The sequence below is a fragment of the Duganella sp. OV510 genome (assembly GCF_900100205.1).
Taxonomy (GTDB): Bacteria; Pseudomonadota; Gammaproteobacteria; order Burkholderiales; family Burkholderiaceae_D; genus Rugamonas.
Window position 1 is genome coordinate 294,964 of the sequence record NZ_FNEQ01000002.1, and the last position, 15,391, is coordinate 310,354.

14 protein-coding genes are annotated in these 15,391 nt (G+C 63.7%); 4 read left to right on the forward strand and 10 right to left on the reverse strand.

Annotated elements, in window-relative coordinates; genetic code table 11:
- Positions 1-57: 57 nt before the first annotated feature.
- From BLS51_RS08440 to BLS51_RS08470, 7 genes are all read right to left on the reverse strand, one after another.
- Positions 58-2,199 carry a metallophosphoesterase family protein gene (locus tag BLS51_RS08440; protein WP_217636434.1) on the reverse strand — a complete coding sequence of 714 codons (2,142 nt, stop codon included), beginning with the start codon at positions 2,197-2,199 and terminating at the stop codon, positions 58-60.
- A gap of 89 nt (positions 2,200-2,288) precedes the next feature.
- Positions 2,289-3,599, reverse strand: coding sequence for an MFS transporter (locus BLS51_RS08445; RefSeq protein WP_090181654.1), 1,311 nt, complete (start codon positions 3,597-3,599; stop codon positions 2,289-2,291).
- A 152-nt stretch (positions 3,600-3,751) separates the two neighbouring features.
- The gene (locus BLS51_RS08450) at positions 3,752-4,462 is read right to left on the reverse strand and encodes a BON domain-containing protein (RefSeq protein WP_090181652.1); all 711 of its coding nucleotides are present in this window, start codon (positions 4,460-4,462) and stop codon (positions 3,752-3,754) included.
- 88 nt (positions 4,463-4,550) lie between these two features.
- Complete coding sequence (locus tag BLS51_RS08455; protein WP_090182219.1) at positions 4,551-5,237, reverse strand: DUF2268 domain-containing putative Zn-dependent protease; 687 nt, start codon at positions 5,235-5,237, stop codon at positions 4,551-4,553.
- A gap of 80 nt (positions 5,238-5,317) precedes the next feature.
- On the reverse strand, positions 5,318-7,018 hold the full coding sequence (locus tag BLS51_RS08460; protein WP_090181650.1) for a dipeptidyl-peptidase 3 family protein: 1,701 nt from the start codon (positions 7,016-7,018) through the stop codon (positions 5,318-5,320).
- A gap of 43 nt (positions 7,019-7,061) precedes the next feature.
- Positions 7,062-7,559 carry a hypothetical protein gene (locus BLS51_RS08465; RefSeq protein ID WP_175472538.1) on the reverse strand — a complete coding sequence of 166 codons (498 nt, stop codon included), beginning with the start codon at positions 7,557-7,559 and terminating at the stop codon, positions 7,062-7,064.
- A gap of 212 nt (positions 7,560-7,771) precedes the next feature.
- A complete protein-coding gene (locus tag BLS51_RS08470) occupies positions 7,772-8,371 on the reverse strand; it encodes a short chain dehydrogenase (RefSeq protein ID WP_090181647.1) in 600 nt (199 codons plus the stop codon).
- A 96-nt stretch (positions 8,372-8,467) separates the two neighbouring features.
- On the opposite strand from BLS51_RS08470, the gene BLS51_RS08475 reads away from it, so the two are divergent.
- Positions 8,468-9,379 carry a LysR family transcriptional regulator gene (locus BLS51_RS08475; RefSeq protein ID WP_090181645.1) on the forward strand — a complete coding sequence of 304 codons (912 nt, stop codon included), beginning with the start codon at positions 8,468-8,470 and terminating at the stop codon, positions 9,377-9,379.
- A gap of 123 nt (positions 9,380-9,502) precedes the next feature.
- Here the strand turns inward: BLS51_RS08475 and BLS51_RS08485 are convergent, their stop codons facing one another.
- From BLS51_RS08485 to BLS51_RS08495, 3 genes are read right to left on the reverse strand one after another with little or no spacing between them, the layout of a single operon-like run.
- Positions 9,503-10,957 carry an efflux transporter outer membrane subunit gene (locus BLS51_RS08485; protein WP_090182217.1) on the reverse strand — a complete coding sequence of 485 codons (1,455 nt, stop codon included), beginning with the start codon at positions 10,955-10,957 and terminating at the stop codon, positions 9,503-9,505.
- A 22-nt stretch (positions 10,958-10,979) separates the two neighbouring features.
- A complete protein-coding gene (locus BLS51_RS08490) occupies positions 10,980-12,605 on the reverse strand; it encodes a DHA2 family efflux MFS transporter permease subunit (protein WP_090181644.1) in 1,626 nt (541 codons plus the stop codon).
- An 11-nt stretch (positions 12,606-12,616) separates the two neighbouring features.
- Entirely contained in the window at positions 12,617-13,729 is a 1,113-nt protein-coding gene (locus BLS51_RS08495; protein WP_090181642.1) for an HlyD family secretion protein, read from the reverse strand.
- 130 nt (positions 13,730-13,859) lie between these two features.
- On the opposite strand from BLS51_RS08495, the gene BLS51_RS08500 reads away from it, so the two are divergent.
- The 3 genes from BLS51_RS08500 to BLS51_RS08510 all read left to right on the forward strand — a co-directional run bounded on the left by BLS51_RS08500 (position 13,860) and on the right by BLS51_RS08510 (position 15,391).
- Positions 13,860-14,573 carry a TetR/AcrR family transcriptional regulator gene (locus BLS51_RS08500; RefSeq protein WP_090181639.1) on the forward strand — a complete coding sequence of 238 codons (714 nt, stop codon included), beginning with the start codon at positions 13,860-13,862 and terminating at the stop codon, positions 14,571-14,573.
- Between the two features lie 76 nt (positions 14,574-14,649).
- Complete coding sequence (locus tag BLS51_RS08505; RefSeq protein ID WP_090181637.1) at positions 14,650-14,832, forward strand: hypothetical protein; 183 nt, start codon at positions 14,650-14,652, stop codon at positions 14,830-14,832.
- A 46-nt stretch (positions 14,833-14,878) separates the two neighbouring features.
- A complete protein-coding gene (locus BLS51_RS08510; protein WP_175472539.1) occupies positions 14,879-15,391 on the forward strand; it encodes a GNAT family N-acetyltransferase in 513 nt (170 codons plus the stop codon).

The window sequence follows — 15,391 nt, forward strand, 5'->3', positions numbered from 1 at the left end:
GGCTCAACTGCTACGCAGTTGAGCCCGTGTACGTTTGGCAGAACTGACCCCGGTTTTTTAGTTGAAGCTGAGGCCGCTGTTGCTGACGTTGTTCAGCTTTTGCGCTTTCAGGTCGATCGTGAAGTGGTCGCTTGGCTTGCCTGAGCCCAGCCCTTTCAGGATCGCGAACACTTGCTTGAACTGCGACTGGAACGCTACCTGCACCGGGTTCTGGTCGGACAGCTGTTCACCCACCTTGACGATCACCGCAGGCGAGGCCGGGAAGGCGCTCATCAGCACCTTGTACTGTGCTACGCGTTCAGTGCCCATGTCGCGCAGCGCCAGTTCGCCAGCGTAGGTGGTGCGGTGGAAGTCGCCGTAGAACTCGTAGGCGCTGACCTTGGCGAAGTCGGCCAGCTTGAGGTTGGCGGCGGCCGCTACTTGCTCGGCCCTGGCGGTGGCGGCGGCCCAGTCAGCTGTCAGCTGGCTGGCGGCTACCACGTCGCTGCCTGGCGTGCCTTTGGCGGCGCAACTGGCCGTCAGCGGCAGCACCGATGGGTTGTCCTTCAGCTGCGCCAGCGTGACCTTGGTTTGCAGCTGCGACAGGATCAGCATCTGGCGCAGGTCCAGCGCCATCGCCGCTTCCTTCATCTCGCACGGCCAGTAGTCGCCCATGAAGCGCAGGCGCGACAGTTCGCCGAAGTAGGTGCGGGTGAATTCGCCATACGATTTGCTGTCCAGGATGCTGCGGTTCCAGCGCTTGGCGACGTCGCCGGCAGCCGTGCTGCCTTGCAGGTAGTCGTATTCAACCTGGTAGTGGGGGAACAGTTCGTTGTGGCGTGCCACCGTGTTCAGGCCGACCGTCTGCACGTCGATCAGGTCCTCGCTCTGGTAGCTGACGATCTTGTACGCGGCGCCAAACACCGCCAGCGACGGCGATTGCACGTTGACCAGGTAGTTGCCGGCGGCGTCCTTGACGTCGTTGGTGCCGTTGAAGTGCATGTGGCCACCGACGTGCAGCGGCAGACCGGTGGCGACCATGGCGGCAGTGGTGGCGGCAGCCGGCATGCGCGTCACCTGGAAGGCGCCCGATTTGAATACGGCTTTCATGGCGTCGGTCTGGTTGGCGTAGAAGTCCATGGTCGGGTAGTGCGAGAACGACATCAGCTGCTTGCCCTGCGCCTTGGCGCGCGCCGCCACCGATTTGATCCATTCCATCTGGTGGATCTTGTGCGTCTGCACCTTGTTCCAGCCGGCGTCGCCGGCGTTGTCGAAGCCTTTGAAGTAGGTTGGCCTGGCCGGGTCGAAGTTGGCGTTCGGTACGTGCACATTGGCGTCCAGCGCCAGCAGCCAGATGCCTTTGACCGGCTCCACCAGGTAGCTGGCGTCGATGATGTTGGTACAGCGGCTGTAGGTCTTGCCGGCCACCTTGTATTTGCCGCCCTCGCCTTCGCTGCAGATTTCGAACTGGCGCTTGCCGAGGTCGGCCGCTGCCGTGGCTGCTTCGTAGCTGTACTTGCCGTCGGTGTAGCTGGTGAACGGGGTTTCCCAGTAGACGTCGTTCTTGTTCGGCGCGTAGCCGAATTCGGCCAGCTTGGTCAGCAGCTTGTCATAGCCTTGCTCCATCAGCTGGTTGGTGCACACCACTGCCGGGTCCTTGGCCTTGCAGGCGCTGTTGTTGACGGCGTAGATCTTTTGTTCCTTGCCGTCCTTGGTCAGGAAGTCGTTCTTGCCGGCTTCGTCGTCGTCATACGGTTCGTTCGGATCGTGGTTGCCCGGCGCGATGAAGAAGCGCATGCCCTTGGCCTGGTATTCGTGCAGGATGTCGGCCAGGCCGTCGATGTTGACCGGCTGGGCGTCGTCCGAAATATCGCCCGGCAGCGCGACCAGGCGAATGCCCTTGCCGTAGGCGTCGTCCAGCGCGGCGCGGAAGGCGAAGTAGTTCTCGTTGAACAGCCGCGTCGACGTCAGCTGCGCGTACATGGTGCGGATGGTGGCGTTCTTGCCATCCTTGGTCGGGATGCCGGCGAACTGGCTGCTCTTCAGGTCGCCGTAGATGTTCTCGAAGTGGACGTCGCTCATGAAGGCGACTGCGGTGCTGTTGACCGTGTCGGCCGGCGGCCTGGTGTCGGCCACCGGCGCCGCTTCGTGATCGCTGCCGCAGGCGGCCAGCAGGGTGGCGGCGGCCGCCAGGGCCGCCGCAGGAAAGGCGTAACGCATGCAAAACTCCATCAGGCTGGTTGAAAACCGCGCATTGTCACACCGGCAAATGACCGCCTGATTACATTTTGGAAGCGTTACCAAACTTTTTATGCCGCCTTGGCGACGGCTGGCGTGGCGCTGGCGCTGGCGGGGGCCGGCTTGCGGATCAGCCAGATCGTCGCGGCTGCCACCAGGCAGGCGGCACCGGCGGCGAACAGCGCCGGATCGTAGGTCAGTAGCAGCGTGCGCACGCGGCCGGCGCCGTAGGCCGCCACCGCCGCGCCCAGCTGGTGGGCGGCAAAGATCCAGCCAAACACCATGCCGGCTTTTTCCTTGCCGAACGTGGCGGCAGCCAGGCGCACCGTCGGCGGCACGGTGGCAATCCAGTCGAGGCCGTAGAACATGGCAAACAGCGACAGCCCGTACAGCGTGAATTCGGAGTACGGCAGCCACAGCAGCGACAGGCCGCGCAAGCCGTAGTAGACGAACAGCAGCTTGCGGTTGTCGTAGCGGTCCGACAGCCAGCCGGAGGCGATCGTGCCAACCAGGTCGAACGCGCCCATCATCGCCAGCACCGAAGCGGCCGGCACCGGGCCGAGGCCGGCGTCGCCGCACAGCGAGATGAAGTGGGTCTGGATCAGGCCGTTGGTGCTGAGGCCGCAGATGAAGAAGGTGCCGGCCAGCACCCAGAACACGCGGTGGCGCGCCGCCTCTTGCAGCACCTTGAACGGCGTGGCAAAGGTGATGCGCATGGCCGGCGCGGCAGCGGTCACCGGCGCGCCCGGCACCGCGCCAAAGGGCGCCAGGCCGACATCGGCCGGGCGGTTGCGCATCAGCAGGTAGACCGCCAGCGCCACCAGCGCGCAGGCGGCAAACACCGGCAGCACCGCCAGCCGCCAGCCGTAGTGTTCGACCAGCCACGCCCCCACCGGCAGGAAGATCAGCTGGCCGGTGGCCGAGCTGGCGGTCAGCAGGCCGATCACCAGGCCGCGATGGCTGTCGAACCAGCGGTTCGACACCACTGCGCTCAGCACCAGCGCGGTCAGCCCGGAACCGACGCCCAGCATGATCCCCCAGAACAGCACCAGGTGCCAGAACTGTGTCATCTGCGTGGCCAGCGCCATGCCGGCCGCCACCAGCGCCAGCGCCGTGACCACGACATTGCGCAGGCCGAAGCGCTCCATCAGGATGGCGGCAAACGGCCCCATCAGGCCGAACAGCGCGAAGCGCAGCGCCAGCGCCGACGAGATCTGTTCGACGTCCCAGCCGAATTCCTTCGACAAGGGTAGCAGCAGCGCGCCCGGCAAGCCCAGCGCCGCCGACGAGCTCAACGCGGTTAAAAAGGTCAGGGTGACGATCACCCACGAAAAGTGCAGGCCGCGGCGGTGCAGCCAGTTGGATAAAGCTTGTGCAAACATCAGGTCCTCACGATGGCAATGCGCGCGGAAGCACGCTTGCGTCCATTTTAAATGATGATCATCATGAATACAACCAAAAAGGCGGCGCCCGGGGCGTTCGCAAACGCGCCGGGCGCCGGGGAGCGGGCGGAGGGGGAGTTCCGCCCTACCCTTTACTTGATGCGCAGCGAGCTTTGTACTTTGTTGACGCCCTTGACATTGCGCGCCACGTCGACCGCTTTGTCGACTTCAGCCTGCGATGGCACGAAGCCGCTCAGCATGACGGTGCCGTTGTTGGTTTCCACGTGCACGTCCAGCGATTTCAGTGCTGGCTCGGCCATCAGCTCGGTTTTGACCTTGGTGGTGATGGTGGTGTCGGCGATCGCGTCCTTGGCCAGCTCGGTTTTCGAACGGGCTTCGCACGAGGCCTTGTCGGTGCCGCTCATGCTGCTGCAGTCGATGCCGGTCTGCGCCACATCGGCGGCTTTCTTGCCGGCCTTGGCGTCATTGACCCAGGCGGTGTGCTGCTGTTTCGCGCCGCTCAGGCAGCTGTCCTTGTCGGCGCCGCTGCGGTTGTCGCACTGTTCCTTGGCCAGGTCATAGTTGGCGTCAGCCACATTGGTCTGGGCTTTTTCCACCGATTTCTTGTCGTTCTTGAATTGCATGACCGCGTTCGATTCGGCGTTGGCGCGGGCCACTTTGGCCTGGGCTTCGCAGACATCCTTGGCATTACCCGATTGTGCATCGCAGGCAGCCTTGGCGGTCTTGTAGTCGGCGTCCGATTTGTTGATGGCGGCTTTGTAGGCAACCGTGTCGTTGGCAGGGGTGGCGGCGAAGGCTGCGCTAGCGGCGGTGGCCAGCACGAAGCAGAGTAATTTGTTCATGGTATGTGTCCCTCTTTGTGGTGGTTGGTGGACACATTAAACGCCTGCCGGGCTATCGGCTCCGTGCGCAAACGTACACTGGCGCCATTTACTGGTCGCGCAACAGCCCCTGGCGCCACACCACACTGGCTTGCTCGAAGATAGGCAGGCCGGGCGTGAAGGCGGCGCCGGTGGGCGCCAGTTGCAACCAGCTCAGCGTGCTGTGCGTGCCGTATGAGCCGGCTGTGCCGGCTGCCGCTGACGGTTCGCGCACCGAGCGCATCCACGCCGCCACGCTGGCGTACTGCTGCGGATGCTGCTGGTGGATCCAGGCCAGCGCCACCAGGTCGGCAAAGCCCTCTTCGCGGCGGGTGTCGCGCAGCTCTTCCTCGGCGCCGGCAGGTGCCGGTCGTTCCTCGAAGCCGGCTGGCACGGCGTGCCAGCTGCCTTGCGCATACCGCCAGCAATGACCGATCTCGTGCGCCACCATGGCTTCGATCATCAGCGCTTGTTGCGTGGCTGGTACATGGTTGAGGATGTCTTCGGCGTTCGGGTTGCCGCGCATCGACAGCACCAGTTTGCAGCGGCCCTTGTCGTAGCCCAGCGCCAGCGGCACGTCGTTGGCGCGCGCCTGCGGTTGCACGGTGATATCGATCGGCAGCTTCAGCTGCTGCTTGGCGTAGTTCAGCACGGCGGAACCGGCTTTCAGCCAGCGGATTTCCATCTCGGTCAGCTCGGCGGCGGCGGCCAGATTGGCGCTCAACAACAGCAGGAGGAGTAAGGTGCGCTTGATCATGGTGATCAAACTGTAGCATGCACCGGGCAAGAATTATTGCCCGGTGGCAGGTAAATTACTACGTAGAAAAACAGGAATGCTTACTGTGCCAACAAGGTGTTTGCCGTTTTGAACTCGGGACGGATATCGTTTGGTACAGCTTTCATTTTATCCAAGGCCTTCTGCACGTCCGGGCGGATCACCACGTACTTGCTCATCATCGCCTTGGCGCGCGCGTAGTCGCCGGTGGCTTCGATGGTCAGGAACTCGCGGTCCAGGTCGGTCACGGCCTGCCTGATCTGCTTGAAGTCAACCGCGAAAGTGCCGTCGCCGTGCGAGATGAAACCGCCTTTATCGAGGATGTAGTTGACCTGGATCGCCATGCCGCGCGCGTGCGAGTCGGTCAGGCCGAAGTGCAGCGTGCGGAAGGCCGATGCCAGGAAGGTGGTGTACAGCTTGCGCTCGGCGGCCGCGCCCTGCCCCAGCGTGCCTTGCAGCTGGCCCTTGTCCATCATGTAGGCCAGCGCGTACAGGCCGGTGATGTCGGCCTTGGCTTCCTCGATGGTCGAATAAGCTTCTTTCAGGTCCTGGCGCGGCGTCGATTCCTTGCCGTCCTGGCGGGTGATGTGCGGGCCGAGGCCGTGGGTGATTTCGTGCGCCAGGATGTGGGTGAAGAAAGAGTCGAAGTCGACATCCTTCTGGTCGGCGGGGCGCAGCACCAGCTTGGCGATCGGCGTCAGCGTCGATTTGAATTTGGCCTGCTGCACATTCTTCAGCATCACGCGCTTGGAGCCGCGCTGGCTGATGATACGCTCGTCGTTCGGCAGGTTGTAGGCGGCGGTCTGCACGCCCATATTGCCGTCGCCAGCGCCGTACACCTGGTTCACCACTACCATTGGCGCCAGCGCGCCGACTTTCGGGTTGCGGTATTGCGCGTCCAGCGGCAGATTGTCTTCCAGCTCCTGCATGTGCTTGGCGAAGAAGTCCAGTTTCTGCGTTTCCTTCTGGTCGCGGATGTTGACGTAGGCTTCAAACGCGGCCTTGTAGCCGAACAGCTCGTCGTTATAGGTTTCGTACGGGCCGATGGTGATGTCGACCGGCGCTTCCAGGTCCATCCAGGCGAAGTCGGAAGCCAGGTAGTCGTTGCTGAGGAAGGCGTCGGCGCGCAGTTGCAGGAATTTCCTCAGCGAGGCGTTGTCGGTGTCGGCGGCAGCCTGCTTCAGCAGCGCGGCGGCTTTTTCCAGGTCGGCTTTATATTCATCGGAATACTTGACGGTGGTGAACAGGCCGTCCTTGTTCTTGCGGATGGTGGTGAAGAACCATTGTGCCTGCTCTTTATCCACCGCCGGCAGCGCGTTGATCCAGGTTTCCAGTTCGGCCTTGGTGGCGCCTTCAGGATAGAAGTTGCCGCCTTCCGGTTTCTTGTTTGGCACCTTGATGCCGGCCACTTCCGCCGGCAGGAAGGATAGGTGATCGTCGAGGATGGACCACGGGCCTTTGTTCAGCCAGAAGTAGTTCAGGCGTGCCTTGCCCAGCGGTGTCGTGTCTTTTTGCAGCGCGGCCCACAGCGCTTCGTTGCCGGACCAGCGCTGGCGCAGTTGCAGCACGTCGATGATCTTGGCCGCCTCGATCAGCTTGGCGATGGCTTGCTTGTCGCCGGCGGACAGGTGGCTGGTGTCGGCGGTCAGCGCGACCGGCGCATAACGCTTGCTCATCTGGTTGAGTTGATTGACGTCGGCCGGTGCGGCATAGGCGGTGGCGCAGGCAATCGCCAGCGTCAACGGGAGCAGGATTTTTTTCATGGGGTCCTCTTGTGGAGTGAGGGCCACATTGTAATCCAGCCGGTCAGCGCCGGCACCCGGCGGCCCGCTGCCAGCGCGTGCTGCCCGGGAAGCGCAGCCGAATGGCTTGCCAGGCATTGCATGTGCCACAGCCGCTGGCATTGGCCAGCCGCGATGGCGTGGTCTGGATGCCATCGCTGATGATTTGTTCAGCTTCTACTTTGGCATAGGTGGAGCGGCCGCCGTGGATGACGCGCAGCTCGGTGCCGTTGGGCAGGAAGACCTGCTTCCATTGGTAGCCACGGCTGGCGGAGGGCTCGCTGGTGTTCGATGTGAGTACTGGAGCGTCAGCGTCCAGCGGCGCGGCGGCCGGCTCGCTGTCGTCAGCATCGCTTTCGCCTAGCCAGGGGCGAGGCGAGGCTTTCGCTGTGGCGATCCAGTGCAGGACCAGACTGCTTAGTATGGCTTCGGTTTTGGGGCCATAGTAGCCTTCACCGCTGTGCTCAGTCAGCGCGCAGAATACTTTGCTCGGCAAATACAGGCCGCCTATAGGGTGGTCCATTTTTTCTCTCCTCTAAAAGCTCTAAAAACTCTATTTCGCTCTAAATCGTTATAGAACGTTAGAAAACGTTCTAAAAATAGAAAGTTGCACACTCTATTTCGCTCTATTTTTTCTATTTCCTCTAAAAGCCCCTCTGTTTTAGAGTGAAATAGAGCGAAATAGAGCTTTTAGAGTTTTTAGAGTCCGAAAAAATATAGAAGGGGTATGCTCCCTTACCAGGCGCGGTAGATCTGTCCGGTTTGCGCGCCGTCGACGCTGCGGGCGTAAGACAAGGCGGCGCGGCTGGCGGCGATGGGTTCGAAGCCGACGAAGAATGGGCCGTAGCTGTCCATCGATTCCTGCAGCACCGTCGGGCTGACTACATTGATGCGCAGGCCACGCGGCAGCTCAATGGCAGCGCCGCGCACAAAGCCTTCGATGGCTGCATTGACCATGGTGGCGCTGGCGCCGTGACGTATCGGTTCATCCGCCACGATGCCACTGGTCAGCGTAATCGAACCGCCATCGTTCAGGTACTCCTGCGCCACCAGCGCCACATGCACCTGCCCCATCAACTTGCTGTTCAAGCCAATGTAAAACTGTTCCGGCGTGAACGACGTCAGCGGCGCGAAGTGCAGTTTGCCGGCAGCCACCACCACCGCATCCACCTTGCCCACCTTGGCGAACAAGGCACGCACCGACGCAATATCCGCAAAATCCACCTGATGCTGGCCGCCGCGCGCGCCCACCGTCACCACCTCATGCCGCTGCCCCAGTTCCGAGACGACCGCCTTGCCCACGGCGCCCGTTGCGCCTATCACGATGACTTTCATGCTGTGCTCCTTTCAGAAAACAGCAGTATGTTCTGCTTCATCCAAAGAATAAATGCGCTAAGATGAAGAACATTACCAACCCACAGTTAGCAATCGATGGACAAGCTGCGCAGCATGGAAATCTTCGTCGCCGTGGTTGACGCCGGCAACTTCACCGCCGCCGCCGCGCGCTTCAACATCTCGCCGGTCATGGTCGGCAAGCACATCGCGCAACTGGAAGCGACACTGGGCGCACGGCTGCTGGCCCGCACCACGCGCCGGCAAAGCCTGACCGAAATCGGCGCCCAGTACGCCGAGCAGTGCCGCATCATCCTGGCGCAGATCGCAGCGGCCGAGCGTGGCGCCGAAGCGATGCGCAGCGTGCCGCGCGGCCGTCTGCGCCTGACCGCCTCCACCTCGTTCGGCAACGAGTGGTTGGCGCCGGCGCTGACCGACTACCTGCGCCTGCATCCCGAAGTCAGCGTGGACCTGAACCTCAACGACCGCATGGTCGACCTGGTGGACGAAGGCTACGACGCCGCCATCCGCATTGGCGCGCCGGAAGACTCCAGCATGATCGCGCGCCCGCTGCGGCCGTACACGATGGCGATCTGTGCCTCGCCCGGCTACCTGCAAGCACGCGGCACGCCACGCACGCCGGCCGACCTGGCCGAGCATGAGTGCCTGGATTTTGTGGTGGGAGATGTAGGTATCAGCTGGCGGCTGCAATCGGTGCACGGCAAGCGCCCGCTGCAAGCAAGCCGCTTGCGCGCCAATAGCGGCCAGGCCTTGCGCCAGGCGGCACTGCATGATTTCGGGATTGTGATGCAGGCCGAGGTGCTGCTGGCGCAGGACATGGCGGCCGGCCGGCTGGTGCCGATATTGCGCGAGCATTTGCCGGCACCGCGTCCGATGAATCTGGTCTACCCGCGCGACCGCCGGGCCACGCCCAAGCTGACCACCTTCATCGACTTCATGGTGGAACGCCTCGGACCAGCGGCATCGTTGCCGCTGGCCTCTTCCGCGTAATCGTTGGCGCAGCGCGGCGTTACTGCTTTGCTGCGTTGCTGCGTTGCTGCGTTGCTGCGTTGCTGCGTTGCCGCGTTGCTGCGTTGCTGCGTTGCTGCGTTGCCGCGCTGCTGCGTTGCCGCGTTACTGCGCGACCTGCGCCAGCTGTGGCGATGGCTGCCAGCCAGCGCCCAGCGCGCGCGCCACCGACACCGCCGCCAGTAGGCGCTGGGTGTTGATCTGCACCGCCGCGCGGTCGGCCGCCAGCGCGCTGCGCTGCGCATCGGTCACATCGAGATAGGTCGAGACGCCACGTTCATAGCGTGCCCGCGCCACCAGATAGCCGCGCGCAGCAGCCACCTGCGACGCTTGCTGCGCATCGCCCTGCAACTGGCGCTGCTGCACATCCGACAGCGCATCATCCACTTCGCGCAACGCGGTCAGCAGCTTGCTCTGATGATTGGCCAGCGCTTCTTCGTAGCGCGCCTTGGCGATGGCCAGATTGGCCTTGTTGCGGCCGCCGTCAAAGATCGGCAGCGACAGCGCCAGCGGACCAGCGCTGAACTGGCGCGCATCGCCCTTGGACAGATTGCTCAGGCTCTCCGACGCAAAGCCGAAGTTGCCGGTCAGCGACAGCGATGGATAGAAGGCGCCTTCCGCTACGCCGATCTGCGCATTGTTGGCGCGCAGCGTCGCCACGCTGCCGGCCAGGTCGGGACGGTGCGACAGCAGGCTGGCCGGCAGGCCGACCGGAATCGCCGGCGGCAGCGGCAGCGACGAGGCGTCAGCATTCGACGCAGTCAGCATGGCCGACGGCGAAGCGCCGACCAGCGTCGCCAGGCTGTGTTCCAGCAGGTTGCGCTGACGCTGCACCTCATGCAGGTCGGCCTGCGCATTGGCGCGCTCGATGCGGGCGCGCGACACGTCCAGCTCATTCGACAGGCCGGCGTCGAAGCGCGCGGTGACCAGCTCCTCGCTTTCGCGGCGGGTATCCAGCGCGCCGTTGAGGATGGCGATTTCCGCATCCAGGCCGCGCAGCTGCCAGTAGGTGGTGGCCAGTTGCGACGACAGCATCAGCAGCACGCCATCGCGGTCGGCTTCAGCCACCAGCGCTTGCGCGTCCGAGGCTTCGACCAGGCGGCGCACGCGCCCCAGCAGGTCGACTTCGTAGGAGAAATTGGAGCCGACCGAATAGTTGTTACCCTTGATCGAACGGCCGCCCAGCGCCAGCCCTTGCGAGGTCTCGGCGGAAGTGCGCGCATTCGAGATGCCGGCGTTGACGCTCAGCTGCGGCTGCTGGTTGGCGCGGGTGACACCGGCCTGTTCCAGCGCCTGCACCAGCCGTTGCGCGGCCGCCTTGACGCTGGGATTGTCGCGCAGCGCGGTGTCTTCCAGGCGGTTCAGCGTCGCATCGTTAAACACGGTCCACCATTGCGCCGGCAGGCGCGCTTCACTGGCGCCGGCTTGCGGCAGGTGGCGGAACGACGTATCGGCGACATTCGCCGGCGCCTTGAAATCGCTACCCACGGTAGCGCAGCCGGTCACGGCCAGGGTGACGGAAACAGCGAGCGTCAGGCGCTTCAGAGCTGAATTCAACATGATTACCTCTTGTTTGATTTTGTTAGTGGGCGCCGCCGCCGCCACCACCGGAGGGGGCTTTGACTTTGTCCGAGAACCACAGCACGCCGATGCAGGCAAACAGCACCATCGCCACCAGGAAGAAGCCGTCGTTATAGGCCATCACATACGACTCGCGGCGCACGATGCCGTCGACCGCCTTCAGCGCCATGTCCGCTGCGGTGGCGCTATCGAAGCCCTTGCCGATGAACGACGAGGTCAGCGTGTCCAGGCGTTCCTGCGTGGCCAGCGCAAAGCTGCTGACCGATTCGCCGATGCGCACCGAGTGGAAGTGCTCGCGGTTGGTCAGCGAAGTCGCCAGCAGCGCGATGCCGATCGAACCGCCCAGGTTACGGGTCATGTTGATCAGGCTCGATGCCGACGGCATGTCCTTCGGCTGGATGCCATTCATGGCGAAGTTCGACAGCGTCAGCATGACGAAGGGCTGGCCCAGCGCGCGCACGATCTGCGACAGCAGCAGCTGATCGTAGCCGGTGGTGGCGTCCATATAGGCATTCATCATGCACGAGCCGCCGAACAGCAGCAGGCCGAAGGTGCACAGGATGCGGTTGTCGACCTTCGACGACAGCTTGGCGACAAACGGCATGATGAACAGCTGCGGCAGGCCGGCCCACATGATGACCTCACCGATCTGCATCGGCGAGTAGCCGGGGATCTGCGCCAGGAACAGCGGCAGGATGAAGGCCGAGCCGTACAAGCCCATGCCCATCGCCATCGACAGCGCGGTGGCGGCAGCGAAGTTGCGCTGGCCGTACAGGGCCAGGTTGACAAACGGCTGCTTGCGCGTGGCGCCGGTCACCACCCAGCCCAGCAGGCCGATGACGGCCAGCGCGGCAAAGATGTTGATGAAGGCCGAGTCGAACCAGTCCTTGGTATTGCCCTCTTCGAGGAATACCGTCAGGCTGCCGAGGCCCATCGCCATGAAGGCGATGCCCAGCCAGTCGGCGTTATACAGCAGCGACAGATTCGACTTTTCCTTGTCCAGGCCGACGGCGATGCCGCCGATCAGCAGCAGGCCGGGCACCCAGTTGATGTAGAAGATCGACGGCCAGCCATACAGCTCGCTCAGGTAGCCGCCCAGGGTCGGCCCCATCGACGGCGCCAGCGTGGCGGTCAGGCCGAAGATGGCCATGCCGGTGGCGCGCTTGGATGGCGGCAGCTTGGCCATCACCAGCGTCATCGCCATCGGGATCAGCGCGCCGCCGGTAAAGCCCTGCAACATGCGGAAGGCGATCATGCTTTCCAGGTTCCAGGCGAAGCCGCATAGCGTCGAGAACAGCAGGAACAGCGCGGTGGTGCCCATCATGTAGCTGCGCATGCCGAACACGCGCACGAACAGGCCGGTCATCGGAATGACGATGATCTCCGCCACCAGGTAGGCGGTGGCGATCCACGAGCCCTCTTCCTGGGTGGCCGACAGCGCGCCGAGAATATCCTTCAGCGACGAATTGGTGATCTGGATATCCAGCACTGCCATGAAGGCGCCCAGCATGCCGGCAGCCACCGCCAGCCAGGTGCGGCCGGAGACTTTCTCGCTTGGCATCGCCGGCGCGAGCGGCTTGCCGCCGCCCGGCGTGTCGACGCCGGTATCGATTGTGGTGCTAGCCATGACGCGGCTCCTTAGTGGGCAGCGTCAGACTTCAGCGACACTTCGGCGATCGCCGACATGCCCGGCACCAGGCGGCCGTTGAGCGCCTTGACGTCTTCCGGCTTGAAGGTGATCTTGACCGGCACGCGCTGGACGATCTTGGTGAAGTTGCCGGTGGCGTTATCGGCCGGCAGCAGCGCGAATTGCGCGCCTGACGCTGGCGAGAAGCTGTCCACGGTGCCCATCAGTTCCCTGCCCGGCAGCGCATCGACCGACACATGCACCGGCTGGCCTTTTTTCAGCTCGGCCAGCTGGGTTTCCTTGAAGTTGGCGGTCAGCCAGACGTTTTCCTGCACGATGGCGGTCAGCGACTGGCCCGGCTGCACGCGCTGGCCCACCTCGATGGAGCGCTTGCCGATGCGGCCCGACACCGGCGCCAGGATCTTGTTATAGGCCAGCTGTTGTCTGGCGTCCTTCAGCTGCACCTGGAGCACGCCGATCTGCGCGTTCAGCACTTCACGCGCCGACCTTGCCGAGGCGATTTGCGCCTTGGCGGCGGTGGCGCTGTCCTTGCGCGCGGCGACATCGGCGGTGGCGCTGGCGCGCGTGGCGACAGCAGCGTCCAGTTCCGCTTTCGACACGGCTTTCATCTGGCTGTTATACAGCTGGCCGAAACGTTCGGCGTCCTGCTTGGCGCGCACCAGCTGCGCTTCCGACTGCGCCACCTGGGCGGCGGCGGCGCTGGCCTGCGCCTGCACCTGGGCGATCTGCGCGTCAGCCTGCAGCACCTGCTGCTGGGCCGAGGCGATCTGCGCCTGGATCTGTTCCACTTTCACGCCCTGGTCGAACGGGTCCAGCTCGGCGATGACATCGCCCTCCTTGACCAGCTGGTTGTCATCGATCAGCACCTTGGTGACCACGCCGGCGATGCGCGACGACACCGGATGCACGTGTCCCGCCACGTAAGCATTGTCGGTCTCGACATAGTAATGGCTGCGATACCACATGCGGCCGCCGGTCGCCAGCGCGGCCAGCGCCACGATGGCAGCCACCACCAGCACGCGGCGGTTCGGTTGCTGCGGCGGCGCCGAGGCGGCCGCTGCCGGAGCCTGCACGGCGCTGAGTTTTTGTTCTTGGGTGGACATGGAGTAGCTCCAGAGAAATGAAATGAGATAGGAGCATTATCGCTGGTTTCTGCGCAAAGTCAAGAAATGAAACGATTGCATTTCATTTTATTGTGGACTAGCATGGTGGCATTGGTTATCATTTCCGCCCATGACTTCTACCGACCTTACCGACGCTGCCCCGCTGGACGAGCAAGATTGTCCGGAAGGCAATTACTCCTCCGACTCGCCCTGCTTCGGCAAGGCGGCCGGCCGCCCACGCGCCGCCGACAAGGCAGCCCGCCGCGAAGCACTGCTGGCCACCGCCGGCCAGCTGTTCCTGGAAAAAGGCTATAGCAAGGTCAGCCTGGAAATGATCGCGCGCGAAGCCCACGTGGCGGTGCGCACCATCTACGTCAAGTTCGGCGGCAAGGCCGGGCTGCTGAACGCCATCATCGCCAACGGCCGCGAGCACTATATGTCCGGCATGGCGTGCATGGAAACCGACCCGCGCCCGATGGAAGAAATCCTCGGCGACTTCGCGCTGCGCTTCCTCGAACTGGTGTCGCTGCCGACCTTCAACAATCTGCACCGCATGGTGGTGGCCGAAGCCAAGAGCACACCGGAGCTGGCCGAAACCTTCTTCAAGGCAGGTCCGCAGCTGACGCGCGAGGAACTGGGGCGCTTCTTCGCCCGTCCCGACATCCAGGCGCAGCTGCGCCCCGACCTGCGTCCCGAGATGGTGCCGGTATTCCTGATCAACTGCCTGATGGGCGACTACATGTCGCGCCTGCTGTTCCCGGCCGACGCACCGCTGCGCGGCGCCGAGCTGCGCCAGCGCGCCGCCGAAGGGCTGGACCTGTTCCTGCACGCAGTGCGCCGCTAAGTTCGCCAGCGCACACTAAAACTCGCCACAGTTTTGCCATTTGTTCTATACTGATTTTTTGCAAATCGGAGTACACATGAGCAAAACGAATCGTCTCGACTGGAGCAAGCAAATCACGCTCATGAACGAGCGCATCAAACACTTCCAGGCCAATCCCGGCCAGGAGCAGCTGGATGCCGTTGTCGCGGAACTGCAGGCGTACGCCGAAGCAGCGCGCAGCGGTGGCATCGAAATCCCTGCCCGCTTCACCGTCAACTAAGCATGCGCGCCGTCCACCGGATCATGCAGCTGCCGGACGGCCCACGATGAACATCCGTCTGTTGCAAGCTGACGACGACACACGCCTGCTGGCCTTCGAACTGGACAACCGTAGCTGGTTCGAACAGCATGTGGAAGCGCGCGACCCGGCGTTTTATTCGGCGGACGGGGTCCAGGCGCACATCGCCGATTGCCTGGACAGCCACGCGGCCGGCCGCATGCATCCGTGCGTGCTGACCAGCGACGACGGCGCCGTCATCCTCGGCCGCGCCAACCTGCGCCGCATCGAGCGCGCGGCCGGCAGCGGCGAAGTCGGCTACCGCATCGCCCACAGCCATGCACGCCAGGGGCTAGGCAGCCTGGCGCTGGCGCATCTGATGGAAGTGGCGCGCCAGCAGTACGGCCTGCGCATGCTGAACGCGTGGATCTCGCCGCACAACCTCGGTTCGCGGCGCATCCTGGAGAAATGTGGTTTTAGCCGCGACGCCCTGGCGGCGCCGCATGTGGTCCAGGTGAACGGTGCCGCGCACACGTCCCACCTGTACCAGTGTCACCTGTAA